22 protein-coding genes are annotated in these 26016 nt (G+C 54.1%); 8 read left to right on the top strand and 14 right to left on the bottom strand.

Going from position 1 to position 26016, the window contains the following annotated elements:
• The first annotated feature begins 117 nt into the window (after nucleotides 1-117).
• Entirely contained in the window at nucleotides 118-1851 is a 1734-nt protein-coding gene (locus I6L53_RS01170) for a phosphoethanolamine transferase CptA (RefSeq protein WP_042325632.1), read from the top strand.
• An 87-nt stretch (nucleotides 1852-1938) separates the two neighbouring features.
• The gene (locus I6L53_RS01165) at nucleotides 1939-2790 is read left to right on the top strand and encodes a helix-turn-helix transcriptional regulator (protein ID WP_042325628.1); all 852 of its coding nucleotides are present in this window, start codon (nucleotides 1939-1941) and stop codon (nucleotides 2788-2790) included.
• Here the strand turns inward: I6L53_RS01165 and I6L53_RS01160 are convergent.
• From I6L53_RS01160 to I6L53_RS01140, 5 genes are all read right to left on the bottom strand, one after another.
• Nucleotides 2777-3133: a PTS fructose-like transporter subunit IIB gene (locus tag I6L53_RS01160; RefSeq protein ID WP_042325626.1), complete on the bottom strand. Its 357-nt coding sequence runs from the start codon at nucleotides 3131-3133 to the stop codon at nucleotides 2777-2779. The two genes, I6L53_RS01165 and I6L53_RS01160, sit on opposite strands and share 14 nt — an antisense overlap.
• A gap of 1 nt (nucleotide 3134) precedes the next feature.
• Nucleotides 3135-4013, bottom strand: coding sequence for a [formate-C-acetyltransferase]-activating enzyme (locus I6L53_RS01155; RefSeq protein WP_042325624.1), 879 nt, complete (start codon nucleotides 4011-4013; stop codon nucleotides 3135-3137).
• Complete coding sequence (locus I6L53_RS01150) at nucleotides 3979-6276, bottom strand: formate C-acetyltransferase (protein WP_042325622.1); 2298 nt, start codon at nucleotides 6274-6276, stop codon at nucleotides 3979-3981. Before I6L53_RS01150 ends, I6L53_RS01155 begins: the two co-directional genes overlap by 35 nt.
• A 102-nt stretch (nucleotides 6277-6378) precedes the next feature.
• Nucleotides 6379-6699, bottom strand: coding sequence for a PTS fructose-like transporter subunit IIB (locus I6L53_RS01145; protein WP_042325620.1), 321 nt, complete (start codon nucleotides 6697-6699; stop codon nucleotides 6379-6381).
• A 15-nt stretch (nucleotides 6700-6714) separates the two neighbouring features.
• Nucleotides 6715-7794: a PTS fructose transporter subunit EIIC gene (locus tag I6L53_RS01140; RefSeq protein ID WP_042325619.1), complete on the bottom strand. Its 1080-nt coding sequence runs from the start codon at nucleotides 7792-7794 to the stop codon at nucleotides 6715-6717.
• Nucleotides 7795-8102: 308 nt separating this feature from the next.
• Here I6L53_RS01140 and ptsP point away from each other — a divergent pair, with 308 nt between their 5' ends.
• Genes ptsP through gldA form a run of 3 tightly spaced genes read left to right on the top strand, consistent with a single transcriptional unit; the run spans nucleotide 8103 to nucleotide 12394 of the window.
• The gene (ptsP, locus tag I6L53_RS01135) at nucleotides 8103-10604 is read left to right on the top strand and encodes a phosphoenolpyruvate--protein phosphotransferase (RefSeq protein ID WP_042325616.1); all 2502 of its coding nucleotides are present in this window, start codon (nucleotides 8103-8105) and stop codon (nucleotides 10602-10604) included.
• 11 nt (nucleotides 10605-10615) lie between these two features.
• Nucleotides 10616-11278, top strand: coding sequence for a fructose-6-phosphate aldolase (gene fsa / locus I6L53_RS01130; RefSeq protein WP_042325614.1), 663 nt, complete (start codon nucleotides 10616-10618; stop codon nucleotides 11276-11278).
• Between the two features lie 12 nt (nucleotides 11279-11290).
• Nucleotides 11291-12394 (top strand): bifunctional L-1,2-propanediol dehydrogenase/glycerol dehydrogenase, encoded by a 1104-nt coding sequence (gene gldA / locus I6L53_RS01125; protein ID WP_000374020.1) that lies wholly within the window; start codon nucleotides 11291-11293, stop codon nucleotides 12392-12394.
• Nucleotides 12395-12438: 44 nt separating this feature from the next.
• On the opposite strand, the gene I6L53_RS01120 is transcribed toward gldA, so the two are convergent.
• The 4 genes from I6L53_RS01120 to I6L53_RS01105 all read right to left on the bottom strand — a co-directional run bounded on the left by I6L53_RS01120 (nucleotide 12439) and on the right by I6L53_RS01105 (nucleotide 17754).
• The gene (locus tag I6L53_RS01120; protein WP_042325613.1) at nucleotides 12439-13344 is read right to left on the bottom strand and encodes a DMT family transporter; all 906 of its coding nucleotides are present in this window, start codon (nucleotides 13342-13344) and stop codon (nucleotides 12439-12441) included.
• A 108-nt stretch (nucleotides 13345-13452) separates the two neighbouring features.
• Complete coding sequence (gene katG / locus I6L53_RS01115) at nucleotides 13453-15633, bottom strand: catalase/peroxidase HPI (protein ID WP_042325611.1); 2181 nt, start codon at nucleotides 15631-15633, stop codon at nucleotides 13453-13455.
• 166 nt (nucleotides 15634-15799) lie between these two features.
• Nucleotides 15800-16690: a methylenetetrahydrofolate reductase gene (gene metF, locus I6L53_RS01110; protein WP_042325609.1), complete on the bottom strand. Its 891-nt coding sequence runs from the start codon at nucleotides 16688-16690 to the stop codon at nucleotides 15800-15802.
• A 170-nt stretch (nucleotides 16691-16860) separates the two neighbouring features.
• Nucleotides 16861-17754 (bottom strand): LysR family transcriptional regulator, encoded by an 894-nt coding sequence (locus I6L53_RS01105; RefSeq protein WP_042325607.1) that lies wholly within the window; start codon nucleotides 17752-17754, stop codon nucleotides 16861-16863.
• An 89-nt stretch (nucleotides 17755-17843) separates the two neighbouring features.
• On the opposite strand from I6L53_RS01105, the gene I6L53_RS01100 reads away from it, so the two are divergent.
• Nucleotides 17844-18224, top strand: a complete 381-nt coding sequence (locus I6L53_RS01100) for a carboxymuconolactone decarboxylase family protein (RefSeq protein WP_042325605.1) — start codon at nucleotides 17844-17846, stop codon at nucleotides 18222-18224.
• Here the strand turns inward: I6L53_RS01100 and metL are convergent, their stop codons facing one another.
• On the bottom strand, nucleotides 18225-20657 hold the full coding sequence (gene metL / locus I6L53_RS01095) for a bifunctional aspartate kinase/homoserine dehydrogenase II (protein WP_042325603.1): 2433 nt from the start codon (nucleotides 20655-20657) through the stop codon (nucleotides 18225-18227).
• 2 nt (nucleotides 20658-20659) lie between these two features.
• On the bottom strand, nucleotides 20660-21820 hold the full coding sequence (gene metB / locus I6L53_RS01090) for a cystathionine gamma-synthase (RefSeq protein WP_042325602.1): 1161 nt from the start codon (nucleotides 21818-21820) through the stop codon (nucleotides 20660-20662).
• Nucleotides 21821-22096: 276 nt separating this feature from the next.
• Here metB and metJ point away from each other — a divergent pair, with 276 nt between their 5' ends.
• Nucleotides 22097-22414 (top strand): met regulon transcriptional regulator MetJ, encoded by a 318-nt coding sequence (gene metJ, locus I6L53_RS01085; protein ID WP_042325599.1) that lies wholly within the window; start codon nucleotides 22097-22099, stop codon nucleotides 22412-22414.
• Between the two features lie 67 nt (nucleotides 22415-22481).
• Nucleotides 22482-23090, top strand: a complete 609-nt coding sequence (locus tag I6L53_RS01080) for a YiiX family permuted papain-like enzyme (protein ID WP_042325596.1) — start codon at nucleotides 22482-22484, stop codon at nucleotides 23088-23090.
• A gap of 72 nt (nucleotides 23091-23162) precedes the next feature.
• Here the strand turns inward: I6L53_RS01080 and I6L53_RS01075 are convergent, their stop codons facing one another.
• From I6L53_RS01075 to rpmE, 3 genes are all read right to left on the bottom strand, one after another.
• A complete protein-coding gene (locus tag I6L53_RS01075) occupies nucleotides 23163-24587 on the bottom strand; it encodes an MFS transporter (RefSeq protein ID WP_042325594.1) in 1425 nt (474 codons plus the stop codon).
• Between the two features lie 118 nt (nucleotides 24588-24705).
• Entirely contained in the window at nucleotides 24706-25386 is a 681-nt protein-coding gene (locus I6L53_RS01070) for an oligogalacturonate-specific porin KdgM family protein (protein WP_042325592.1), read from the bottom strand.
• A 349-nt stretch (nucleotides 25387-25735) separates the two neighbouring features.
• Nucleotides 25736-25948 carry a 50S ribosomal protein L31 gene (gene rpmE, locus I6L53_RS01065; protein ID WP_042325590.1) on the bottom strand — a complete coding sequence of 71 codons (213 nt, stop codon included), beginning with the start codon at nucleotides 25946-25948 and terminating at the stop codon, nucleotides 25736-25738.
• Nucleotides 25949-26016: the final 68 nt, after the last annotated feature.

The following is a 26016-nucleotide window of genomic DNA, read 5'->3' as shown; positions in this document are numbered from 1 at the left end:
CTGTTTTTTCCACTGTGAGATTTTTCCAGAGCAACGTGCGCCTTTGCGCCGGTGCTTCAGATTCTCTTAAGGTTTAGTCGCTACGTTTGGCACCACGTTTAAAGACAGGCTGACAATATGCAATCCACAACTCTCCAGTCTACGCCATCATTTAGCTGGAAAGCCCTTGGCTGGGCGCTTCTCTATTTTTGGTTTTTCTCCACCTTATTACAGGTCATTATTTTAATTACGGGTTTCAGCGGTACCAATGGACTGCGTGACTCGTTACTTTACAGTTCCCTTTGGCTGATCCCGATTTTCCTGTTCCCGAGTCGGACCCGCATTATTGCTGCGGTGGTGGGGGTCGTGTTGTGGGCTACGTCGCTGGCCTCGCTCTGCTATTTCGTCATCTATGGACAAGAGTTTTCGCAAAGCGTCCTGTTCGTGATGTTTGAGACCAATGCCAACGAAGCCAGCGAATACCTGAGCCAGTACTTCAGTCTGAAAATCATCGCTATTGCGCTGGCTTATACCGTCGTCGCCGTATTTCTCTGGACGCGACTGCGCCCCGTCTATATTCCCGGACGCTGGCGGTGGCTCGTCTCTTTTGCGTTGCTGTATGGACTGATTCTGAACCCGTTTGTGGTTCGTTCTGCGTTTGGCAATTCACCGTATGAGAAGACGCTAAGCGGCCTCTCCTCGCGTATGGAACCGGCCGCCCCATGGCAGTTTGTTATTGGGTATTATCAGTATCAGCGCCAGTTGACCTCCCTCAACAACCTGTTGAGCCAGAACCATGCCCTGCCTCCGCTGGCCAATTTTAAAGACAACTCTGGCGACGCGCCGCGCACGCTGGTGCTGGTGATTGGCGAGTCTACTCAACGTGGCCGCATGAGTCTGTATGGTTATCCGCGTGAAACGACACCGGAACTGGACGAGCTGCATAAGTCAGATCCGAATCTGACCGTGTTTAACAACGTCGTGACCTCACGCCCTTACACGATCGAAATCTTGCAGCAGGCGCTGACCTTCGCGAACGAGAAAAACCCGGATCTGTATCTGACGAAACCGTCGCTGATGAACATGATGAAACAGGCGGGATACAAAACCTGGTGGATCACAAACCAGCAGACGATGACCGCCCGTAACACCATGCTGACGGTCTTCTCTAAGCAGACCGACGAGCAGTTTTATATGAACCAGCAGCGTACGCAAAGCGCTCGCGAATACGACACTAACGTGCTGGCGCCATTTAAGAAAATCATGGCTGACCCGGCCCCGAAAAAGTTCATCATTGTTCATCTGCTGGGCACACACATTAAGTACAAATTCCGCTACCCGGAAGACCAGGGCAAATTCGACGGCAGTACCGATCATCTCCCGCCAGGTCTGAACGCAGAAGAGCAGGAGTCGTATAACGATTACGACAACGCCAACCTGTATAACGACAAGGTCGTCGCGAGCCTGATTAAGGATTATAAAGCAACCGATCCGAACGGATTCCTGCTCTATTTCTCCGACCACGGGGAAGAGGTGTATGACACCCCGCCGCATAAAACCCAGGGTCGCAACGAGGACAACCCAACGCGTCACATGTATACCGTGCCGTTCCTGTTGTGGACCTCAGAGAAATGGCAGGCCGCACATCCGCGTGATTTCTCACAGGCTGTGAATCGTAAGTACAGTAGCTCGGAACTGATCCACACCTGGTCCGACTTAGCCGGTTTGACCTACGACGATTACGATCCGACGCGTTCCATCACCAGCCCGCAGTTCAAAGAAACGACGCGCTGGATTGGCAACCCGTACAAGAAAAATGCGCTGATTGACTACGACAGCCTGCCGTATGGCGATCAGGTAGGAAATCAGTAAGTCATTCAACAGGCCACGCTTTTTAGAGTGGCCTTTTTTCACCATGGCGGTTACTGTTTCCCTGTCTGCGCAACGCAAGGGATCATCATGTATCAAGACGTCAGCCATCTCCTTTCTCGCCTGATTCATGGCCCCGCGCCGTTGCGCCAGATTTTCTTTGCCAGTACGCTCACTCCCATCCCGGAACTGGCGTATCAGGTCGATTTTCCCCGTCTGGAAATCGTACTGGAAGGTGAACTGAGCGACGCCAGCCTTGCCGACGCACTCACCCCATACGACGTGCTCTATGTGCCGGCAGGGGGCTGGAACCTCCCGCAGTGGCGAGTCCCGGTGATCACGCTCAGTATTCTGTTTGGTAAGCAACAGTTGGGATTCAGCGTGGTGCAATGGGACGGAAAAACCTATCAGAACCTGGTCAAACAGCACGTGGCGCGCCGTGGCCCGCGTATCGGTTCCTTTCTGTTGCAGACACTCAATGAAATGCAGATGCAACCACAGGAGCAGCAGACAGCGCGGCTGATTGTCGCCAGCCTGCTCAGCCACTGTCGCGATCTGCTTGGCAGCCAGATTCAAACCGCCTCACGCAGCCAGGCGTTGTTTGAGGCTATCCGCGACTATATCGACGAGCGTTACGCATCACCGCTCACCCGGGAATCGGTAGCGCAGGCGTTCTATATCTCGCCGAACTACCTCTCACATCTGTTCCAAAAGACGGGGGCTGTCGGCTTCAACGAATACCTGAACCATACGCGACTGGAACATGCAAAAACATTGTTGAAAGGCTACGACTTAAAAGTGAAAGAGGTCGCGCACACCTGTGGATTTGTTGACAGTAACTACTTTTGCCGCCTTTTTCGAAAAAATACCGAACGCTCGCCGTCAGAATATCGTCGTCAGTATCACAGCCAGCTAACGGAAAAGCAGGTTACTCCAGAATAAGATGGGTATATTGCGGAGCGGAAAGTAACTTACGCACCGCGCTCATTACACGCTGCGGTTCGCGCAGAAAGGCGTTAATCCCGGACTGGACATAGCGGCATTGGGTGAAACGTTCCGCGCCCGCCAGCTCAATATCGGTAATCAGCAGCACGGCATCCGCCCGGCGGATATCTTCTTCGGTTAAGCGATTTTCCGTGCCGAGCGCCCCCTGCGTTTCAATCTTGATGGCCCACTTTTCCTGCTGACACAACTTCTCCAGTCGTTCAGCTGCCATATAGGTATGCGCCACGCCGCTTACGCAGGCCGTCACCGCAACCAGATATCGCCCTGTTGAAATGGACATATTAACCTCCCGTTGTGACCTGAAAGCCTGCGTTCTCCGCCATCTCACGCATTTGGGCGACAACCTGTTCCGTTGGCGCCGGGACGTCCTTCATCGACCATTGCCGCCCAAGCAACCGGTATTTCGGTTCGCCGTAGAGATGAAACGGTAACAGGTGCAGTTGCTTTATACCAAGCGATAACAGCAACGTCAGCGCACGCTGCATATTCTCATGCGTGAGCGTATAGCCGGGGATTAGCGGCAAGCGGGGGATCACATTCACCCCCTCCTCCACCAGCATCTGTAGATTAGCCAGCACGCGCGGCATATTCATCGCCACAATCTCACGAGCCCGTTCAGGCTCCATGATCTTTAAATCGAACAGCACCTCATCACACATTTTCGCCAGCGGAAGCAGTCGACGGACAGGAGCATCGCCTGCCGTTTCAATCGCACAGTGCACACCCCAGCGCCGCAGACGTTGTAAGAATTGCGTAGCAAAAGCCGCCTGCATCAGCACTTCGCCGCCCGACAGCGTCACCCCGCCGCCAGAGGTGCGAAAGAAAACATCATCTTTCATCACCTCACGTTCCAGTTCATCCAGGGTAACGTCGCGACCAATCCGCTCAAACGCCCCGGACGGACACTCATCAGCATCACGCAGACATGGCGAACAGTGCAGACATTTACTTTCCCGTCGCACCGTTTCAATCCGTGGCGAGATCGATTCCGGATTGGCGCACCACGGGCAGGTATGCGGGCAGCCTTTAAAAAAAACCACCGTGCGGATCCCCTGACCGTCATTCAGCGAATAGCGTTGAATATTGAAGATGCGCGCAACCTCCTCGTCGCGCGACGCCATAACCTCACAACTGATGCGCGGTGCGGCGAATAATGTCATCCTGGATCTCCTTCGACAGCTCGACAAAGAAGGCGCTATACCCTGCGACACGCACCACCAGCCCGGCGAAATCCTGGGGACGAAGCTGCGCTTCCCGCAGCGTTTCAGCATTCACCACGTTAAACTGAATATGCTGCAATTTTAGCTGGGTAAAGGCGCGCAGAAAATCACACAGCTTGCGTAATCCTGCCTCGCCTTCCAGCGTGGCGGGCGTGAACTTCACGTTCAGCAACGTTCCGTTGGACAGCAGCGTGTTATCCAGTTTACTGACCGATTTGAGTACCGCCGTCGGTCCCTGCATATCCTGCCCGAGCATCGGCGACAGACCGCCATCCGCCAGTTGCTCTCCGGAAAAACGCCCGTCCGGCGTCGCCCCAACCACCGCCCCCAACGGAACGTGCGCGGAAACGGTATAGGAGCCCGGTGTAAACTGGCCGCCGCGCGGATTCTGGTATTTTTCCACCTCTTTGCAGTAATAACGCAGCAGTTCGGCGCTGATGTCATCCACTTCATCAATATCATTACCGTACTTCTGGAAGCGGTTGATCAGCCTTGCGCGGATCTTTTCCCCTTCCGGCGTGGCGAAGTTAGCCTTTAACACCGCAAGCAACTCGTCGAAACTGAGCCGCTGCTGATCAAACACCAGTCCGTTCAGCGCATGCAGGGAGTCGCTGAGGTTGGCGATACCAATGCCCTGTACGCCGGAGAAATTATAGCGCGCGCCGCCGTCGGTGATGTCACATCCCTTTTCCAGACAGTCGCTGATAAACGAGGAGAGCAGCGGCACCGGCGCCCAGTCACGGTGCCCGATATCACAAATATTGCTGCCTTCGACCATCAGCGTGATGTAGTGGCTAATTTTGGCGCGAATATGCGCCAGCAGGCCGTCCCAGGTCAGCTCGCGATTGCCTTCATTCTCATAGAGGCTTATCTCCATAACCTTCAACATGTTGAACATGGCGATATCGTGCAGGCCGTAGGTTCTGCCCGGAATCGACAACTCCACGCACCCCACCACCGCGTAATCACGTGCATCTTCCAGTGAGACCCCCCGATTGAGGAATGCCGGGATCACCACTTCGTCATTAAAGATCTGTGGAATACCGGTACCCAGCCGGATGGTCTCGGCGGTCTTCATCAGAAACGGCTTATCAATCAGCGCGTTAGTACGTACGCCCAGATTTGGCTGAGGTAACTGCACGTTCTGGTAGGCATCCAGGCAAAGGAACGAAAGCACGTTTACCGCACTGCGGCCATTTTCCGTCAGGCCGCCAAGCAGAGCGGTATACCCGGTCGGGAAACCGGCGAAATAACGCGCGCTGCTGGTCGAACGCAAAAGCACGATGTCATTGCATTTCACCCACAGCGATTCGAGCAACGCTTTCAGGAATGCGGGATCTTCACCCTGCGTCAGCGACGCCTGATAAAACGGCAGCATGTACTGATCGAAACGCCCCAGCGACAGCGAACTGGCGTTAGATTCGTACTGCAAAATGATATTCATGTACCAGAACAACTGGCACGCCTGCCAGAAGGTTTGCGGCTTATCCTGCGCGTTGTGCCGCGAGTTGGCGGCAATCGTCAGCAATTCCTGGCGACGCGTGGCGTCCGTACAGCGTTCAGCCATGCTTTCCGCCAGTATGGCATAGCGCAGAATGTGGCGCTGCGATGCCTCCAGCAGCAGCAGCGCCGCCTGATAAAAGACGTTATCCGGTTCCTGCTGGCAGTGCGCGCGCATCTGCGCCACCAGTTCACCCAGTCCGTGATTCAGCAGACGCGGATAATCAATGATGATATGCCCCTGTCCCTTATCCGTCTGGTTGATGCTAAAAATCTGGGTGCTGACGGCGGCCTTGACCTCATCCGTCATCTGACCGTTGATGAAATCCTTCATCGACCGTTTTTCCCAATAAGGGAAAAGCACATCGCGATAGAGGCGTTTATCTTCTTCACTGATATCGAAACGATCCTGGGGACGGGTCGGAAACTGATCCAACTCCTTGAGCAGCCAGTACGGATCCATTTCCGGCGACATGATGCCCGCCCGTGGCTTAACGGTACGGTTACCGGCAATCAGTTCCTCATCACGAATCGAAATCGCGACATGCTCAAGAATATAAGCCGTCGCTTTCGCCCGACGTAAAATAACCGGTTCCCCTTCCGTCTGCTGATGGCTGGCGGTATACAGCATCGCACGTTCAAGTGAGATTTCACGGTTATTTTTAAAAAGGGCGGTTTTGAGACGATGGATACGGTTGGTCATGAGGGACTCCTGTGGGCATGAATGCCTGATGGCGCTACGCTTATTCGGCCTACAGATTCGTAGGCCGGATAAGGCAACGCCGCCATCCGGCAAACAAAACGGTTACGCTGTCTGCGCCAGATGCGCGCCAATCTTGTTCATGATCGCGTCAGCGCGTTTTACCGCATCGCTGATGTTGACGCGTACGATGGTTTTGCCTGCAAAACGCTCTTCAAATTTGATCCCGATATCCTTGGTGAGAATGACGATATCTGCCTGCGCCACATCAGAGGGTGTCAGTTCATTTTCCAGACCAATCGAGCCCTGCGTCTCAACTTTCACTTCCCAACCTTTTGCTTTGGCTGCGCTTTCCAGCGCTTCGGCGGCCATATAGGTATGTGCAACACCTGAAGGACATGCGGTTACTGCAATAATTTTCGTCATGACGCCACTCCTCACTTAATTAATTTCAAAATCTAAATCCAGATCGTCTTCTTTCTCGTCGGTCTGAGAGACATTCTTCCGCGCCAGACTTTTCAGCACGTTCACACAGACAGCCGTAACCACCGCACCCACCGCCACCGCGGCGACATAGCCCAGTTTGCCTTCAACTACCGGCAGAACAATCAGTCCGCCCCAACCGGCGTAACACTGCGCCCCGAACAGCGCCGCAGTGACCGCACCACAGGCCGAGCCCAGCATGATGGAAGGAATGACGCGCAGCGGGTCAGCGGCGGCAAAAGGAATCGCCCCTTCGGTAACGCCCACACAGCCCATCACCAGCGCGGCTTTACCGGCTTCGCGCTCTTCAGAAGAGAAGTTTTTACGCCCCACCAGCGTCGCCAGTCCTAAGCCCAGCGGCGGCACGCAGATCCCCACAGCCGCAATGGCCACCACGGTGTAAACCCCTTGCGCTACGCAAATCAGCATGAAAGCGTAGGCAACTTTGTTGATCGGCCCGCCCATGTCAAAGGCCAGCATTAGTCCCATAATCACCGCCAACATCACGATGCTGCCCTGCTGCATGCCCTGCAACCACTGGGTCAGACTGACCGTCAACGCGCCTACGGGTTCGCCTAACCCCCACATCATGATGCCCGCCGTGATAAAGGTTCCGACGATAGGGATCACAAAGATGGGCATCACGGAACGCAGCACCTTATGGACCGGGATTTTTTTCAGGTAGTGAACGACGATGCCGCCAATAATCCCGGCAATCAGCGCCCCAAAGAACCCGGCGCCGAAGCTGTTGCCCACCCAGGCACCAATCGCGCAGGGTGCCAGCGCGGAGCGTTCGGCAATGGAATAACCGATGTACGCCGCGAGGAAAGGCACCATCAGCGTCAGCCCGGCCACGCCGATATCAAACAGTTTTTTGAGATTCGGATCGGTCGCGGCATCAGGCACTGCGCCTTTGCCATACAACATGACGGAGACCGCCAGTAATATGCCGCCCGCGACCACAAAGGGGATCATATGCGACACCCCCGTCATCAGATGCTGACGGGTGTTTTTCAGGATTTGTACCAACTCATTCATAAGTCGCTCCCGGGCAGGTGTTTGCCCATATCCATAACGTTGTTGTGGCAAACAATAGGCAATCCGCAAGGGCGCAGACAGTGGATAAAAAGGCCATTTACTGGATTTTTGTAATGTCAGTACAAAAATGGGATCCGCCTCATAAGTTGAGGAATAAGAGAATTCATGGACACCACGAGGAGTTGTGAACTATCTCCCACTTTTCGCCTTACATTACATTTGTCCAGTTTTTGGCAGAATTGTCACATGGCAGCGAACAAGCAAGGCCTTTTATCCTGTAGGCAGAAAACCGTTATGGGAGAGAGGCAATGGCCCTGATTGTGGAATTTACCTGTGAGCTGCCCAATGGCGTCCATGCACGCCCGGCAAGCCATGTTGAGACACTGTGTAATACCTTTACTTCACACATTGAGTGGCACAACCTGCGAACCGATCGTAAGGGCAACGCCAAGAGCGCACTGGCGCTGATTGGCACGGATACGCTGGCCGGCGATCATTGCCAGTTGCTCATTACAGGAGCGGATGAAGCCGATGCCCATCAGCGCCTGGGCCAGTGGCTGCGCGACGAGTTCCCCCTCTGTGACGCGCCGCTGACAGAGGTCAGTAACAGCGAATTAGAACCGCTGCCGGCCTCGCTAACTCACCTGAATCCGCGGCTTTTCCGCGCCCGCAGCGTTTGCAGTGGTAGCGCTGGCGGTATCCTGACGCTTCTCTCTTCGCTGGATCTCAATGCACTCGGCGAACTCCCCGCAGCAAACGATGCGGAAAGCGAGCAATCGGCGCTGGATCGCGGCTTAAGGCTCCTGGTGAAAAACATTGAGTTTCGTTTGCTCGACAGCGACGGTGCCACCAGCGCCATTCTGGAGGCCCACCGTTCGCTGGCAGGCGATACCTCCCTGCGCCAGCATCTGTTGGCTGGCGTTTCTCGCGGCTTAAGCTGCGCGCAGGCGATTGTCGACAGCGCCAACCACTTCTGCGAAGAGTTTGCCCGTTCCAGCAGCAGCTATTTGCAGGAACGCGCGCTTGACGTCCGCGACGTCTGCTTCCAGTTGCTGCAACATATCTATGGCGAAAAACGCTTTCCGGCCCCCGGAAAACTGACCCAGCCGACCGTCTGCATGGCGGATGAATTGACGCCCAGTCAGTTCCTGGAACTGGATAAAACGTTCCTCAAAGGGCTGTTGCTGAAAAGCGGCGGCACCACCTCGCACACCGTGATTCTTGCTCGTTCATTCAATATTCCCACGCTGGTTGGCGTCACGATTGATGCCTTAACCCCGTGGCTGCAGCAAGAGGTCTATATCGACGGCAATGCAGGGGCGGTGGTGGTCGCGCCTGACGAACCCGTCAGCCGCTACTATCAGCAGGAAGCCCGCGTACATGAGGCGCTGCGCGAGCAACAGCGTGTCTGGTTGACCCAGGAAGCGCGCACGGCTGATGGTATCCGAATGGAAGTTGCCGCCAACATCGCCCACTCCGTGGAAGCGCAGGCGGCATTCGGCAACGGCGCGGAGGCGGTTGGTCTGTTCCGTACCGAAATGCTGTATATGGACCGGATCAGCGCTCCAGGAGAGAACGAGCTGTACAACATTTTTTGCCAGGCGCTGGAATCCTCGCAAGGACGCAGCATTATTGTGCGCACGATGGATATCGGCGGCGATAAACCCGTTGATTACCTGAATATTCCAGCCGAAACCAACCCGTTCCTCGGCTATCGCGCCGTTCGTATCTATGAAGAGTATGCCGCGCTGTTTACCACTCAGCTCCGATCGATCCTCCGCGCATCGGCGCACGGTAGCCTGAAAATTATGATCCCGATGATCTCCTCAATGGAAGAGATCCTGTGGGTGAAAGAGAAACTGGCGGAAGCCAAACAGCAACTGCGCAATGAGCAGATCCCATTTGATGAGAAGATTCCGCTCGGCATTATGCTGGAAGTCCCGTCAGTGATGTTCATCATCGATCAGTGTTGTGAAGAAATTGATTTCTTTAGCATTGGCAGTAACGATCTGACGCAATACCTGCTGGCCGTTGACCGCGATAATGCCAAAGTCACCCGCCACTACAACAGCCTGAACCCGGCCTTCCTGCGCGCGCTGGATTTTGCGGTGCAGGCAGTACATCGTCAGGGGAAATGGATCGGTCTGTGTGGCGAACTCGGGGCAAAAGGTTCCGTTCTGCCGCTGCTGGTCGGGCTGGGACTGGACGAAATCAGCATGAGCGCCCCCGCCATTCCTGCCGCCAAAGCGCGGATGGCGCAACTCGACAGCCGCGCCTGCCGACAGTTGCTGAATCAGGCGATGGCCTGTCGTACATCGCTGGAAGTAGAGCATCTGCTGGCGCAGTTCCGCATGACGCAGCAGGATGCCCCGCTGGTCACCGCCCAGTGCATCACCCTCGACAGCGACTGGCGCAGCAAAGAAGAGGTGATCAAAGGGATGACCGACAACCTGCTGCTCGCCAGCCGCTGCCGCTATCCCCGCAAACTGGAAGCCGATCTGTGGGCTCGCGAGGCGGTATTCTCCACCGGACTGGGCTTCAGTTTCGCTATTCCGCACAGCAAATCTGAGCATATTGAGCAGTCCACGATAAGCGTTGCGCGCCTGAACGCCCCCGTACGCTGGGGGGATGACGAGGCGCAGTTCATCATCATGCTGACGCTCAACAAACACGCTGCGGGTGACCAGCACATGCGTATCTTCTCGCGCCTGGCTCGTCGCATTATGCACGAAGAATTTCGCAACGCGCTGGTGAACGCCGCGTCTGCAGACGCGATTGCCAACCTGCTGCAACATGAGCTTGAACTTTAAGAGGAAGCAAAATGGAACTGTATCTGGATAGCGCCAATGTGGCGGAAGTCGAACGTCTGGCCCGCATCTTTCCCATCGCCGGGGTGACAACCAACCCAAGCATTGTGGCGGCAAGCAAAGAATCTATCTGGGATGTACTGCCGCGTCTGCAAAAGGTCATTGGTGAGCACGGCATTCTGTTTGCCCAGACCATGAGCCGCGATGCGCAAGGGATGGTGAACGAAGCCAAACGTCTGAACAATGCCGTTCCGGGAATTGTGGTGAAAATTCCGGTCACCTCTGAAGGACTGGTCGCTATCAAGCAGTTGAAAAAAGAGGGCATTGTTACACTGGGCACCGCTGTATACAGCGCGTCTCAGGGGCTGCTTGCCGCGCTGGCGGGGGCGAAATATGTTGCGCCTTACGTCAACCGCGTGGATGCCCAGGGCGGAGATGGTATCCGCACGGTACAGGAATTACAGACGCTGCTGGAACGGCATGCGCCGAAAAGCAAGGTGCTGGCCGCCAGTTTTAAAACCCCGCGTCAGGCGCTGGATTGTCTGCTGGCGGGTTGCGAAGCGATCACCCTTCCTTTAGATGTAGCGCAACAAATGCTCGATACCCCTGCGGTACAGTCAGCTGTTGAGAAGTTTGAGCAAGACTGGAAAAACGCATTCGGTAACATCAACCTGTAAGGGAGATAAAGTATGGATCGCATTATTCAATCACCTGGTAAATACATCCAGGGTGCAGATGTCATCACTCGTCTTGGCGAATACCTCAAGCCGTTGGCTGAACGTTGGCTGGTTGTCGGCGACAAATTTGTTCTCGGTTTCGCCCAGGGCGAGCTGGAAAAAAGCTTTAAAAATGCAGGACTGGCGCTGGAAGTTGCGCCGTTTGGCGGTGAATGCTCGCAAAACGAGATCGACCGTTTGCGCAGCGTGGCGGAAAACGCGCAGTGTGGCGCTGTTCTCGGCATCGGCGGCGGCAAAACGCTGGATACCGCGAAAGCCCTTGCCCACTTTATGAACCTGCCTGTGGCGATCGCGCCGACCATCGCCTCAACCGATGCGCCATGTAGCGCCCTTTCCGTAATCTACACCGATGCCGGTGAATTTGATCGTTATCTGCTGCTACCGCATAACCCGCATATGGTTATTGTCGATACCAAAATTGTTGCTGGTGCTCCGGCGCGTCTGTTAGCCGCAGGGATTGGTGATGCGCTGGCAACCTGGTTTGAAGCGCGCGCGTGTTCACGCAGCGGTGCGATCACCATGGCAGGCGGCAAATGCACTCAGGCGGCGCTGGCGCTGGCTGAACTGTGCTACAACACGCTGCTCGAAGAGGGTGAAAAAGCGATGCTGGCCGCCGAGCAGCACGTCGTCACCCCAGCGCTTGAGCGCGTGATTGAAGCTAACACCTATCTGAGTGGCGTCGGCTTTGAAAGCGGCGGTCTGGCTGCCGCACACGCGGTTCACAATGGCCTGACGGCGATCCCGGATGCGCACCGCTACTACCACGGTGAAAAAGTGGCGTTTGGTACGCTGACTCAGTTGGTTCTGGAAAATGCGCCGGTTGAAGAGATTGAGACCGTTGCCGCACTGTGCCATTCCGTCGGTCTGCCGATTACGCTGGCGCAACTGGATATCAAACAGGATATTCCGGCGAAGATGCGTATCGTGGCGGAAGCCTCCTGTGCGGAAGGCGAAACCATTCACAACATGCCTGGCGGCGCAACGCCGGATCAGGTTTATGCGGCGCTGTTGGTTGCCGACCAGTACGGTCAGCGCTATCTGCAAGAGTGGGAATAACACGCGCTACACTCCCGGCATAGCCGGGAGTGTTTCTCATGCCATCAAATCGGTTCTACCGTCCGTACTTCGCGCTTTTTGCGGCTGACAATGGCCAGCGCCAGAACGATCAGCACAATTCCCCCGCCCTCGACAGGACCGGGATTTTCGCCAAGCAACCACCAGGAAAACAGCACACTACAGACTGGCACCGCCAGAGTGCTTAAACTGGCGATACTGGCAGGCAAATTTTTCAGAACAAACAGCCACAAGCTCCAGGCCAGTGCTGTCGCCAGAATCGCACTATATCCCAGTGCCCAGAGGACCACCGGCTGCCAGTCAACCTCCTGCTGCGGAACCAGCCAGGCCACCGCACTCATCACCAGTGCGGCATATAACATCTGCCAGGCCGTTAACGATAACAAATCCACGTGCGGATGGCGGGCGTACATGCGTTTAGCAACAATGGCGCTCGCCCCCCAGCTCACCCCGGAAAGAAGCGCCAGCAGTACGCTTTTCAACGTGGATAAATTCAGTTGCCACGGCTGCATTACCAGCACCAGCCCCATTGCCGCAATGGCGATCGCCGCGTATTGCAGGCGTCGCAGGCGCTCGCCCAGAAATAGCGCCGCCAGAATAACGACCCAGAATGGCATGGTGTAGGTCAAAATCGCGACCTTTCCCGCCCCACCGCTGACCAGCGCCCACTGACCAAAGCCAATCATCCCGCAGGTCTGCAACAGTGCAATTGCCAGCGTAAACCGAAACGGCGTCGGGCGCAGGCCGCGACCGCGCAGGAGGAGAACAATGAATAAAATGAAGGCTCCGAAGATACAGCGTAATGCAGTGAAGTCGAACGCGCCGATATAGCTCGTGACCTGCTTCATAAAAATCCAGCTATAGCTCCAGATAAGGGTTAGCAAGATAAGACCACCGATTGCCAGTGGATTGCCCTTTCCTGAGACAGACATGATAGTTCCAGTAGATTGACGTTTTCTGCGGACACTATACCCCTACTAATACACTTCAGCGACTGCAGGCAGTCGCTGAAGTGGGTGCAGATTACGTCAGTATCGGGATTACTGCAGGTCGAAGCGGTCCAGGTTCATCACTTTCACCCATGCCGCGACGAAGTCCTTCACGAACTTCACATGCGCATCGCTACCGGCATACACTTCCGCCAGAGCACGCAATACCGCATGAGAGCCAAAGACCAGATCCGCGCGGGAAGCGGTGTATTTCACTTCACCCGTCTGACGATCGCGACCTTCAAACTGTTCGTTTGACTCATCAACCGGTTTCCATTCGTGACGCATATCCAGCAGGTTGACGAAGAAGTCATTGCTGAGGACGCCCGGACGATCGGTAAAGACGCCGTGCTTGCTGCCATCGTAGTTCGCACCAAGAACGCGCAGACCACCCACCAGCACGGTCATTTCCGGTGCGGTCAGGGTCAACTGCTGCGCTTTATCAATCAGCAGAGACTCTGTCGTTGCCGCGCCAGGTTCACCGCGATAGTTACGGAAACCATCAGCGATAGGTTTGAGCAGTTCAAACATCTCAACATCCGTCTGATCCTGACGCGCGTCCACGCGACCGGGGGTGAACGGTACGTGAATGCTGACACCTGCGGCGCTGGCGGCTTGTTCAACCCCTACAACTCCGGCCAGAACGATGATATCGGCCAGCGAGGCTTTAGCCGAGTCACGCTGAATTTTCTCCAGAACCGGCAGCGCACGCGTGGCAATCGCATTGACATCCCAACCGCGTTGCGGCGCTAATGCCAGACGCGCACCGTTCGCCCCGCCACGTTTATCACCACCGCGGAAGGTCGACGCAGATGCCCACGCGACGGACACCAGTTCACCAACAGAGAGGCCAGACGCGGCAATCGCAGACTTCAGGCTCAGGATATCTTCTTCTGTTGGATTGAAAGTCGGTTGCGGCAGCGGATCCTGCCAAATCAGATCTTCTTTTGGCACTTCCGGTCCGATGTAACGCGCTTTTGGCCCCATATCACGGTGGGTCAATTTGAACCACGCACGGGCAAAGGCTTCGTTAAACGCCTGCGGATCGTTCAGGAAGCGACGGGAAATTTTTTCGAATTCCGGATCAAAGCGCAGCGTCAGGTCGGTGACCAGCATGGTGGGCTTACGTTTTTTCGACGGGTCGAACGGATCGGGAATGATTTCTGGCGCATCAACCGCTTCAAACTGGATTGCACCAGCCGGGCTGCGCGTCTGTACCCATTCATATTTGAACAGGTTCTCGAAGAAGTAGTTGCTCCATTGGGTTGGGGTTTGCGTCCAGACCACTTCCAGTCCGGAGGTAATCGCATCCGCGCCCGCACCGCTGCCAAAATCGCTTTTCCAGCCTAAACCCTGGTTTTCGATCGGTGCCACTTCCGGGTCCGGCCCGACATGTGTCGCGGGGCCTGCGCCGTGGGTTTTACCCAACGTATGACCGCCCGCAATCAACGCGACGGTTTCTTCATCGTCCATCCCCATGTTGCCAAAGGTTGCACGAATCGCGGAGGCCGCAGAAAGCGGTTCACCACTGGCGTTAGGGCCTTCCGGGTTAACGTAGATCAGCCCCATCTCGGTGGCGGCTAAAGGCCGTTTGGCCAGTTCTTCCGGGTCACGGTGGGCAAGCCACGTTTTCTCATCGCCCCAGTTCACATCCAGATCCGGTTCCCAGACGTCCTCGCGACCTGCACCGAAACCAAAGGTACGGAAGCCCGAGTTTTCCAGCGCAACGTTACCCGCCAGAATAAACAAGTCTGCCCAGGAAATTTTCTGTCCGTATTTTTGCTTGATTGGCCACAACAGACGACGCGCCTTGTCCAGGCTCACGTTATCCGGCCAGGAGTTCAGGGGAGCAAAACGCTGCTGTCCACGACCCGCGCCGCCGCGCCCGTCAGCGGAACGATAGGTACCAGCACCGTGCCAGGCCATGCGGATAAACAGACCGGCATACGTTCCCCAGTCAGCAGGCCACCACGGTTGAGATTCAGTGAGAAGCGCTCTGAGATCGCCTTTCAGCGCGGAATAATCTAATTTGCTGAATTCTTTGCGGTAATCGAAATCTTCACCCAGCGGGTTTGAGCGATTGGAATGTTGGTTTAAAAGGTCGACGCGAAGCTGGTTAGGCCACCAGTCACGGCTGGTTGTTCCTGCTCCAGCGCTCTGGTCATGGCCGCCCTGATGAAAAGGACATTTTCCGGCGGACGTCGGGTTATGGATATCGTCTGGCGTGCTCATCTATATGCTCCCTTTACAGTGTTTACATTACGATATACACCTACAGAGATAAGATATAGTCGAAATAATCCACAGATTCGATAGCTGATACCTTTTATATTTTTAGTTACAGAGATGTAGATCAAAATGAGGTGTAAAAAAGCCCTCCGGGGAGGGCCGAGGCATTTTATACACCCGGTCGGACACCCAGGGTGTGGCATATCGCGTAGCTCATTTCAGCGCGGTTAAGTGTATAGAAATGAAAATCTTTTACCCCTTCCCGGCTTAAAATTTTCACCATGTCCATGGCGATATTTGCCCCCACCAGTTTGCGGGTTTCCGCATCGTCATCAAGGCCGTTAAACATTTGTGACATCCACGATGGAATGCGCACATTGGTCATATCAGCAAACTTCTTCGCCTGCTTAAAGTTCGAGACCGGCAGAATACCAGGAATGATTTCTACGTCGATGCCCGCGGAGACGCAGCGGTCGCGAAAACGCAGGTAACTTTCGACATCAAAGAAAAATTGGGTGATTGCGCGGTTAGCCCCGGCATCCACTTTACGCTTCAGATTGAGCAGATCCGCCTGCGCGCTTTTCGCTTCCGGATGTACTTCCGGGTAAGCAGCGACGGAGATATCAAAGTCAGCCACCTCTTTCAGCAGACTCACCAGGTCGGCAGCATACATATCCGGTTTACCGCTACCCGCCGGCAGGTCACCACGCAGCGCAACAATGTGGCGGATACCGTTGTTCCAGTAGTCCTGCGCAATGGTGCGCAATTCATCACGGGTCGCGTCAATACAGGTCAGGTGCGGTGCGGCTTCCAGACCCGTGCGATCTTTAATCCCTTTGATAATGCTGTGCGTACGGTCGCGCTCACCCGAGTTTGCACCGTAGGTGACGGAAACAAACTTTGGCTTCAGGCTGCTCAGGCGATCGATGGAGTGCCACAGGGTTTGCTCCATTTCACTGGTGCGCGGCGGGAAAAACTCGAATGAAACGTTAATCTGACCCTGGACTTCCGCCAGGCTCTGATTCAGGGCTTCCCGCTGGTTGGCGTGAAAAAAGCTCATACCTTACCTCATCAATCGCTTGTCATTATATGTTGTGTTGTGAACATCTATCCGTTTAGACGTCCAGATGTAAAAAATGACGGAAAAGCACGATGACGTCAACTGAAAAATCATCGTTGATGGTGAGGAAAAGTCAGGGAAGATGAAAAAAATTCACGTTAACCCACCATTCACAGAGAGGGCATCACGCTTTTCAGCCACTGTAAGCGCGCAACGTTCTCCGGCAGCATCACCAGCCCCGCCTGAATACTGAGCTCACCGTCGCACAGTGGACGAAAAACCACGCCCTGGCGCTGAATAGCGGCAAAGGAGGCCGGAAGTAAGCTCAGACCATCGCCATGGGCAATTCGCGCCAACAAAACGTCATGCTCCAGCGGCTCTTCAAGACAGGCAGGGGCGTAACCCACGCGCTGGAAGCACTCCCGTGTCGCGTCGAAGAAGGCCGGATTTCGTTCCCGGCTAAACCAGAACAGCGGCCGGTGGTGAAGTGCCGTCAGGGGGACGGACTCTCTGTCTGCCTCTGGCCAGATGGCGGGTAGCGCAGCAATGAGCGGCTCGTGCCAGTCGATCGGCGTGACGGCAAGTCCGACGGCCTCCAGCGGCAACACCACCACGGCAGCATCCAGTTTTCCGCGTCGTACCTGACGCACCAGATCGGGCGAGCCCTGACGTACCAGACGCAGAGTTTCTACCCGGGTATTGAGTTGCGTTTCCAGCGTAGCGAAAACACCCTGCTCAAACGCCGTCGTCAGCCCCAGACGCAGCGACTGCACGCCATTTGGCGCAAGCTGACTCAGGGCTGCCCAGGTTTTATCCTGCTGTTCCAGCAGCGGCCGCACGATCTCCAGCACGCGCAACCCCTCGTTTGTCAGCGTCAGGCCTTTGGTATGACGGACAAACAGCGTCACCCCCAGACGTTCTTCTAGCTGGCGAATATGGCGGCTGAGCGGCGGTTGCGACATAAACAGTCGCTGGGCCGCCCGGCTCATGTTGTTCTCTTCCGCCACTACGGCAAAGTAGCGCAGCTGGCGGATGTCCAGAGAGTGCAGAGGCGGTGTTGTCATACCGAAAAGGTATCACGGAAACGGTATTATCCAAATCATTCCGCCCGCCCTATCCTCACGCCATACATTACGCAGACGAGGAAGATACTATGCATTCAGAACGCTTTATTACCGGTCAAAACATGTTGCAGCAGGTCGATGGCAAAGGCGGCGATGCCGTCGTTGAGAGCCTGAAAGATATTGCTCCCGACTTCGCCCGCTATCTGATTGAGTTTCCTTTTGGCGACATCTATTCCCGACCCGGGCTGGATTTACGCAGTCGGGAGATTGCCACCGTCGCCGCATTGACCGCGCTGGGTAACGCCACGCCGCAGTTGAAGGTACATATTGCCGCCGCGCTGCACGTCGGGTTAACGCAGGAGGAGATTATTGAGGTGATGATGCAGATGGCGGTGTATGCCGGTTTCCCGGCCGCGCTGAACGGTCTGTTCGCCGCAAAAGAGGTCTTTGCGGCGAACCCTGAAGGCTGATTACAGCAGTTGCGCCAGACGGTTAATATCCGATTGGATCGCCCCGGCGGTGACGTCACGCCCGGCGCCGGGTCCGCGGATCACTAACGGGTTATCGCGATACCAGCGACTTTCAATGGCGAAGACGTTATCGCACGGCAGCAGCGCCGCCAGCGGGTGCTCTGGACGAACGGCTTCAACGCCGACGCGCGCTTTGCCGTTGGCGTCGAAACGCGCCACATAGCGTAGCACCAGCCCCATTTCACGGGCCGCTTCCAGACGTTGCACCATCTGGTCGTTCAGCTCATCGCCATTTTCAAAGAAGTGATCGATTGAACCTTCTTCACAATGCGCAGGAACCAGCGACTCAACGCGAACCTGATCCGGCTCGATGTCATAACCCGCTTCACGCGCCAGAATCACCAGCTTGCGCATTACATCTTTACCCGACAGGTCGACACGCGGATCGGGCTCCGTCAGCCCCTGCTGCCAGGCCTGATCCACCAGATCGGTAAACGGCACGGATCCATCAAACTGCAGGAATAGCCAGGACAGCGTACCGGAGAAGATCCCACTGATTGACAGGATGGTGTCGCCGCTGTCGATCAGATCACGCACGGTGTGGTTGATCGGCAACCCTGCCCCCACGGTTGCATTGTACAGCCAGTGACGCCCGGTCTTATCAAACGCGTCGTGGATCTGGCGATACTTATTGCTGGTGCTCGCTCCGGCCAGTTTGTTAGCGCTGATGACGTGGAAACCGTGACTGGCGAAGTCGAGATATTGATCGGCCAGTTGTTCGCTTGCGGTCACATCCAGCACCACCAGATCGTCATAGGGGTGCGCGCGCATCCACAGGAACAGCGACTCTTCATCCTGTTCAATGGCTTCATCGTTGAAAAACGCCAGCGCCCGGCTGGCGTCCAGTCCTTCGTCGTTCAGCAGGCTGCGACGGCTATCGACCACCCCTGCCAGCACAAATTCAAAACCGGTACGCGCCGAGAGCGTGCTCTGCTCGCGGGCAAACAGTTCCAGCCAACGGGAACCAATATTGCCCTTACCGAAGAGCACCAGGCCGATGCGTTTTTCTGCGCGGAAAATGGACTGGTGAAGACCCTGAATCAGGCTCTCCGTCGGGCCGGTACGCAGCACGGCGACCAGGCTGATGCCCTCTTCCGACTGCCAGGTAAATTCCACCGGCTGTCCTTTCAACTGCTGCCAGAAGCGATGGCAGTGCAGCGGGTTACGGGTGACGCCCGCGCCCACCATCGCCACCAGCGCCAACCCCTGACGTAAACGCAGTTCACCTGGTAAACCCGCTTCATCAAGGATTCGCAGGGCGCTGTCGGCTACTTCCGAGGTGTAGCAAAACTGCAGCAGATGACGATCGGTATGGACACCAACGGCCAGCGGACGCACCTGCGCACGCTTGAGAACCTGGTCGATATCTTTATGCGCCTGCTTAAAGTCCTGACTGGCAGGAACCTGAAATTCAATCAGGCAAACGTCATCATGGCTGGTCACGATACGTGCGCCAGTACCTGAAGCCAGGACGCGCTCAATGCGCGTAGAACCTTGATCCGGCGTGTAGCTACAGCGCAACTGGAGATCGATATCGCTCCCGGAAACCGGCTGCAGCGTACGGGCGTGCAGAACCGGTGCTGCCAGACGCGCCAGCTCGCTGGCTTCATCCAGACGCAACAGCGGCAACAGGCAGGCATCTTTAACTTTACGCGGATCGGCGCTGTATACCCCGGCGACATCGCTCCAGATGGTGACACGGGAAACCCCTGCCAACGCGCCAATCTGCGTGGCGGAATAGTCGGAACCGTTACGGCCCAGCAGCACCGTATCGCCCGCATTACTGCGGCTGATAAAACCGGTCACCACCAGACGTTTTTGCGGGTGCTGGATCAGCAGTTGTTGCAATAACGGATAAGAAAGCCCTTCATCCACCTGCGGTTGCGCGGCGCGCTCGGCGCGTAAGAACTCGCGCGCATCCAGCCAGGCCGATTCCATACCCTGCTGATTAAGCACTGCAGACATCAAGCGTGCTGACCACACTTCACCGTGCCCCACAACCTCCGCATATACGGCGTCATTCACACCGCTGTCCAGTAGATTTGCCAGACGCTCCAGATCGCTAATAAACAGGCTGGTTAATGCCTCCGCCACGTCGGCGGGAAGCAGGCCGCTAATCAGCTCACACTGATAGCGACGCAGAGTCTGTTGCACCTGATGCGCAGAGAGGCGATCGGTCTGACTTAATTTCAGCCAACTGATCAGTTGGTTGGTCGTACTGCCCGCGGCGGAAACCACCATCATGTCATCAGGCTGTGAGTATTCCGCCATGATGCCCGCGACGCGCAGATAACATTTCACGTCAGCCAGACTACTACCACCAAATTTGTGCAGTTGACGACCCTTCGCCCCTGCCTGCGCAATCACACTCATGTTTACCCCTTGTTTGCAGCCCGGAAGCCATTTTCCAGGTCGGCAATTAAATCTTCGCCATCTTCAATACCGGTAGAGATACGTAGCAGCGTCTCGGAGATCCCGGCGGCGGCACGCGCTTCTGGCGCCATGCCGGCATGCGTCATTGTTGCCGCGTGAGAGATCAGGCTTTCCACTCCCCCTAAGGATTCCGCCAGCGTAAACAACGACAGCCCGCTCAGGAAACGACGTAGCGTCTGCTCATCGCCATCCAGTTCAAAACTCAACATTGCGCCAAAGCCTTTCTGCTGACGCGCGGCAATGTCATGCCCCTGATTTTCCGGCAGCGACGGGTGATATAGCTTTTTCACCAGCGGCTGGGTTTGCAGATAATCGACGATCGCCTGCGCATTGCGTTGCGCGACTTCCATGCGCGGCGACAGCGTACGCAACCCGCGCAGCAGCAGGTAACTGTCAAACGCGCTGCCGGTCACGCCGATATTATTCGCCCACCATGCCAGTTCGGTGACGATTTCCGGATCTTTGGCTATCACCACGCCTGCGACCACATCAGAGTGGCCATTCAGATATTTCGTGCATGAATGCAACACCAGATCGGCGCCCAATGCCAGCGGATTTTGCAGTGCCGGGCTTAAAAAAGTGTTGTCGACAACGCTGACGGCTCCTGCGTCACGCGCCAGTTGGCAGATTTTCGCAATATCCACCACGCGTAACAGCGGATTACTCGGACTTTCAACCAGCACCAGTTTGGGTTTTTCTGCCAGCGCGGCCTGCAATGCCTGCTCATCGCCTTGATCGACAAACCGTACGCGATAGCATCCGCGCTTCGCCAGACTGTCAAACAGGCGGTAGCTGCCGCCGTAGCAGTCATGCGGTGCCACCAGCAGATCGCCAGGCTTCAGGAACACGGTCGTCACCAGATGAATCGCCGACATGCCGGTATTGGTCATCACCGCCCCCGCACCGCCTTCCAGTTCGGCCAGCGCACGCTGAACCACATCGCGCGTAGGATTGCCGCGACGGGAGTAGTCATGGGCACGAGGCTCATTAAATCCGGTAAAATTATAAGTGCTGGAAAGGTGAATCGGCGGAACGACGCAACCGTACTGTTCGTCGTCATTTAACCCGCTACGCACTGCGATGGTGGCCTGTTTACGCGTCATGTTAGGGTGTTCCTGAGCTGAGTCGATGAAAAGTCAGGTCCCAGAGTAAACAGGTTAACAATAGACGTCAATACATCTGGACATCTAAACTTCTTTGCGTATAGATTGAGCAAACTGGAAATAGCCGTTAAAATTATCTGCATTAGCGCACAACTACAGGCGCTTTATCAGTGTCACAGTATCGCCTGTACGGTAAACTATGCGGAATTACGGCGAGTAGCCACACAAATAGTGCGGCTTTGCCTCATATTAATGACAAAGAGGATTAAGTATCTCATGGCTGAATGGAGCGGCGAATATATCAGCCCATACGCTGAGCACGGTAAGAAGAGTGAGCAAGTAAAAAAAATTACGGTTTCCATTCCTCTGAAGGTGTTAAAAATCCTCACCGATGAACGCACGCGTCGTCAGGTGAACAACCTGCGCCACGCCACCAACAGCGAGTTGCTGTGTGAAGCGTTTCTGCATGCCTTTACCGGGCAACCCCTGCCGAACGATGCAGACCTGCGTAAAGAGCGCAGTGATGAAATCCCGGAAGCGGCGAAAGAGATCATGCGTGAACTGGGGATCGACCCAGAGACGTGGGAATATTGATTTGCAAAAAAGAGCGGCGCGGGCTTCCTGGCCGCTCTTTTTAATTGTGTAACAAGGACGTTATGCCATGAATCGAGGCTTACTGGTTTTCAGTCTGCTGATTGCGACGCCTGTTTTTGCCTGGGAACCGCAAACCGGCGACATCATCTTTCAAACGTCCTTATCCTCCCAGAGCCAGGCGATTCAACTGGCAACGCATTCTGACTATAGCCATACCGGCATGATCGTTATCCGCGAGAAAAAAGCGTATGTCTTTGAAGCCGTCGGCCCGGTGGTTTATACCCCACTGCAAAAGTGGATAAAACACGGTAAAGACGGAAAATACATCGTACGTCGCGTTGACGGCGGACTCTCGGCGCAGCAGCAGCAAAAGCTCGCGCACACCGCAAAGCAATATCTCGGTAAACCATATGATCTGGCCTTTTCCTGGAGTGACGAGCGTCAGTACTGCTCCGAAGTGGTGTGGAAGGTGTATGACCATGCGCTCGGAATGAAAATGGGTAAGCTGCAAAAGCTAAAGGATTTCGATCTCAGCCACCCGGCGGTGCAAGCCAAAATGAAAGAGCGCTACGGTAAAAATATCCCGCTGAATGAAACGGTTATTTCCCCGCAGGCGCTTTTTGACGCGCCGCAACTGGCAACAGTCGGGAAGGCGAGGCCGCTGCTTTGGTGGTGAAGCAACAAAGGCAGAGGTTTCCCCCTGCCTTTCAGACGCATAATCCCGTTATCTTTATAAAGTACTCGCGGTTTATTTGCTAATCCCATTAAATTTATTCAGTGTTGCTTCCATTTTGAGCGTTTCTTTACGGTTCAGTGGATAGAAATAAATCAGCATCACGGCGGCTAAAAACAGGCATAAAGCCGGTATGAGATTTGCCATCGTGTAAATATTTTCCTGCACGACGCTGGTTTGCACAGCCCCGCCCGTTGACGAGGATTGATAGCCGATAAGCGCCAGCATAAAACCCCCAATGGCTCCCGCACATGCCTGACCCACTTTGCGAGCAAAGAAGTTCACACCATAAACGGTGCCATCTTCACGATCGCCAGTAACATACTGATGGTAGTCGCAAACATCAGTCATAAATGCCCAAATCATCAGGTTGAATAATCCGGCCCCAAGCGTCGCAAGGAAAAGAAAGACCAGATAGACTTTCGCATCCGTAATGTGGATGAAGTACATCATCAGATACATCACCACTGAAAAGAGCAGTGCGCCTACGCTGGCTTCTTTTTTACCAAACCGCTTCGTAAGCCAGGACGCCGATGGTGCCAGCAGAATCAGGGAACCAAAGGTAAATAAGAGAGCGACAGACATGGCTGCTTTATTGTGGAAATAATCATTAAACAGATAGGTCATATTGGTGCCGGAGAGACCCTGGTTAATAACAATAAGCAGATCAACCACAACCAGCACAATCAACGCCTTATTGCGTAGCAATCCCTTGAGTAAAACAGAGACGGGCATGCTCTCTTTCTTTTCTACGCGCACGCGCTCTGTCGTTAAATGACAGGTCAGTGTTAAAAAGATAAAAGCCAGTATCGAGCAGCCAATCGCAATCCAGAAGAAATGTTGCCCCGAAATAACCATGCTTCCATCAACAAGGGTGGTATACATCAGAATAGGAATAAAAAAACCGGTTGCCCCACCCCCTATCGCTGAGCCAACGCTACGGTATGTCGAAAGCGAAACACGATCGTCCGGATTCGAGCTAATCGCGGCTGACATTGCACCATAGGGAATGCTAACGGTCGATAACAACGCTCCATAAATAAAATAGGAACAGCAGATATAGATGATTTTCACCGTTTCAGAAAATTCATGAACAAACGGCAGAAAAAGAACGACCGAAATGATGCAGAAAGGGTATTTCATGCGACGAACCCAGGGATTAAAACGCCCGTAAACGGTCAGTTTAGACGTATCGCATAAGCGCCCTACGGCAACATCCACAAACGCATCAAAGAGTTTTGTTACAAAATAGAGTGACCCGACAATAACCCCGGAAACACCGAGCACATTAGTGTAATAAATCATTAGAAAGCTATTTACCAACCCAAGGATAAAACAATTTCCCAGGTCGCCACACAAGTAACCTATTTTATCTCTAAATCCGAAAGGCCTGATAGCAATGCTGGCATTACTTCTTATAACATTTTCATCACTGGACATTATGTCAACTCCTGGGCACCTTATTCACGCGAAAATTAAAGCCCGCGTAGTTTTGCGTATTGAAAGGCAACTTGATCATGTTTTGTATAGATAAATTTCATGTTAACGGGATTAACAATCAGAAGTTATAACCCAGACCCACGCGATAACGCGTCTGGCGATCGTCTGTCGTTGTTGTGTTATAACCAGAGGAAACGTTACCCACTTCTACAAAAGGAACCCAGGAACCTAACTTATACGCAACACGGAAGTTATATTCATAATCTTCATTTTTATTGTTATACAAATCTTCACTATCGGCAATTTTATAAATGCCGTTGAGTTCAAACATCCAGTTATTGAGGTTATAACCGAGCCATGCTTCCGGGCGATAGACCATCCGGTCATCTTTGCCGTCAGCATTTCTACGCATATATTCCTGACGATAGCGGAATGCAGTCCACCAGTTATCATTGATATTATACTGTACGCGTAGATAAGGCTTATAGATCGCTATGTTATCACCCGTTTCAACGGCGATGCCCGGCTGCCAGATGAGACCCTGCCAGGTAAATTGATAGCTTGCGGTATATTCGTTGCCATTGCTTTCCATATTGTTCCACGCATCATTCGATTGCGCATTATCAGAACGGGAGATAGCTTCTACTGCCACACCAAAACCAGTCGCAAAACGGTGAGACATATAAACACGGTCATAGTTACGTCCATCATCATAATATTCATGACGATAATCTACGTAGCCAGCATGAGCAGCCCCAGATAATAATGGAATAAGTAACAATGCATATCCACGCTTCATAGCAATCCCTCTCAATAAAAAACGCCCACAACGGTCTGACCTTATCAACATCACTACGATAAAGCGCAATGATGAAAATAAAGATAAAATAGATTTATATTACGTAACGAAGTTTATTTAAGTGGGAAAGTGAAAACCTTTTAAATTTTGCCAGCAAATACAAATTGTGGCAAAAAAGGGAAGATAAGCGAGACAGACGTCACCAACTAAAACAATTTACCGATAAATTAAAACGCCATTTCAAGATGGTATTATATTATTTATTCAAGACGTCAATAATTAAGATGAAAAAGATAAATTTCAGATACAAAAAAAGCGCCAGAAGGCGCTTTTTTTTGACAGCAGAAACTTATTTGCTGCCCGGGATGTTGAAACGCTTGTTGAAGCGGTCAACACGGCCACCGGTTGCAACGTCACGCTGTTTGCCAGTGTAGAACGGGTGGCATTTACCGCACACGTCCAGGTTCAGATCGTGACCAACGGTAGAGCGAATTTTCATGACGTTACCGCAAGAACAGGTAGCAGTAATTTCTTCGTATTTCGGGTGAATATCTTTTTTCATGGGGAAACCTCAGTTTAAGGCCGCGTCGCTCTTCCAGCCCTAACGCCAGACACCACGCGATGTTGATA

Source organism: Citrobacter farmeri (genome assembly GCF_019048065.1).
GTDB lineage: Bacteria > Pseudomonadota > Gammaproteobacteria > Enterobacterales > Enterobacteriaceae > Citrobacter_A > Citrobacter_A farmeri.
This window is presented reverse-complemented; position numbering and strand designations above follow the sequence as displayed.

Coding starts and splice junctions, on each gene's coding strand:
- I6L53_RS01170 (WP_042325632.1), top strand. CDS start 118: ATGCAATCCACAACTCTCCAGTCTACGCCATCATTTAGCTGGAAAGCC.
- I6L53_RS01165 (WP_042325628.1), top strand. CDS start 1,939: ATGTATCAAGACGTCAGCCATCTCCTTTCTCGCCTGATTCATGGCCCC.
- I6L53_RS01160 (WP_042325626.1), bottom strand. CDS start 3,133: ATGTCCATTTCAACAGGGCGATATCTGGTTGCGGTGACGGCCTGCGTA.
- I6L53_RS01155 (WP_042325624.1), bottom strand. CDS start 4,013: ATGACATTATTCGCCGCACCGCGCATCAGTTGTGAGGTTATGGCGTCG.
- I6L53_RS01150 (WP_042325622.1), bottom strand. CDS start 6,276: ATGACCAACCGTATCCATCGTCTCAAAACCGCCCTTTTTAAAAATAAC.
- I6L53_RS01145 (WP_042325620.1), bottom strand. CDS start 6,699: ATGACGAAAATTATTGCAGTAACCGCATGTCCTTCAGGTGTTGCACAT.
- I6L53_RS01140 (WP_042325619.1), bottom strand. CDS start 7,794: ATGAATGAGTTGGTACAAATCCTGAAAAACACCCGTCAGCATCTGATG.
- ptsP (WP_042325616.1), top strand. CDS start 8,103: ATGGCCCTGATTGTGGAATTTACCTGTGAGCTGCCCAATGGCGTCCAT.
- fsa (WP_042325614.1), top strand. CDS start 10,616: ATGGAACTGTATCTGGATAGCGCCAATGTGGCGGAAGTCGAACGTCTG.
- gldA (WP_000374020.1), top strand. CDS start 11,291: ATGGATCGCATTATTCAATCACCTGGTAAATACATCCAGGGTGCAGAT.
- I6L53_RS01120 (WP_042325613.1), bottom strand. CDS start 13,344: ATGTCTGTCTCAGGAAAGGGCAATCCACTGGCAATCGGTGGTCTTATC.
- katG (WP_042325611.1), bottom strand. CDS start 15,633: ATGAGCACGCCAGACGATATCCATAACCCGACGTCCGCCGGAAAATGT.
- metF (WP_042325609.1), bottom strand. CDS start 16,690: ATGAGCTTTTTTCACGCCAACCAGCGGGAAGCCCTGAATCAGAGCCTG.
- I6L53_RS01105 (WP_042325607.1), bottom strand. CDS start 17,754: ATGACAACACCGCCTCTGCACTCTCTGGACATCCGCCAGCTGCGCTAC.
- I6L53_RS01100 (WP_042325605.1), top strand. CDS start 17,844: ATGCATTCAGAACGCTTTATTACCGGTCAAAACATGTTGCAGCAGGTC.
- metL (WP_042325603.1), bottom strand. CDS start 20,657: ATGAGTGTGATTGCGCAGGCAGGGGCGAAGGGTCGTCAACTGCACAAA.
- metB (WP_042325602.1), bottom strand. CDS start 21,820: ATGACGCGTAAACAGGCCACCATCGCAGTGCGTAGCGGGTTAAATGAC.
- metJ (WP_042325599.1), top strand. CDS start 22,097: ATGGCTGAATGGAGCGGCGAATATATCAGCCCATACGCTGAGCACGGT.
- I6L53_RS01080 (WP_042325596.1), top strand. CDS start 22,482: ATGAATCGAGGCTTACTGGTTTTCAGTCTGCTGATTGCGACGCCTGTT.
- I6L53_RS01075 (WP_042325594.1), bottom strand. CDS start 24,587: ATGTCCAGTGATGAAAATGTTATAAGAAGTAATGCCAGCATTGCTATC.
- I6L53_RS01070 (WP_042325592.1), bottom strand. CDS start 25,386: ATGAAGCGTGGATATGCATTGTTACTTATTCCATTATTATCTGGGGCT.
- rpmE (WP_042325590.1), bottom strand. CDS start 25,948: ATGAAAAAAGATATTCACCCGAAATACGAAGAAATTACTGCTACCTGT.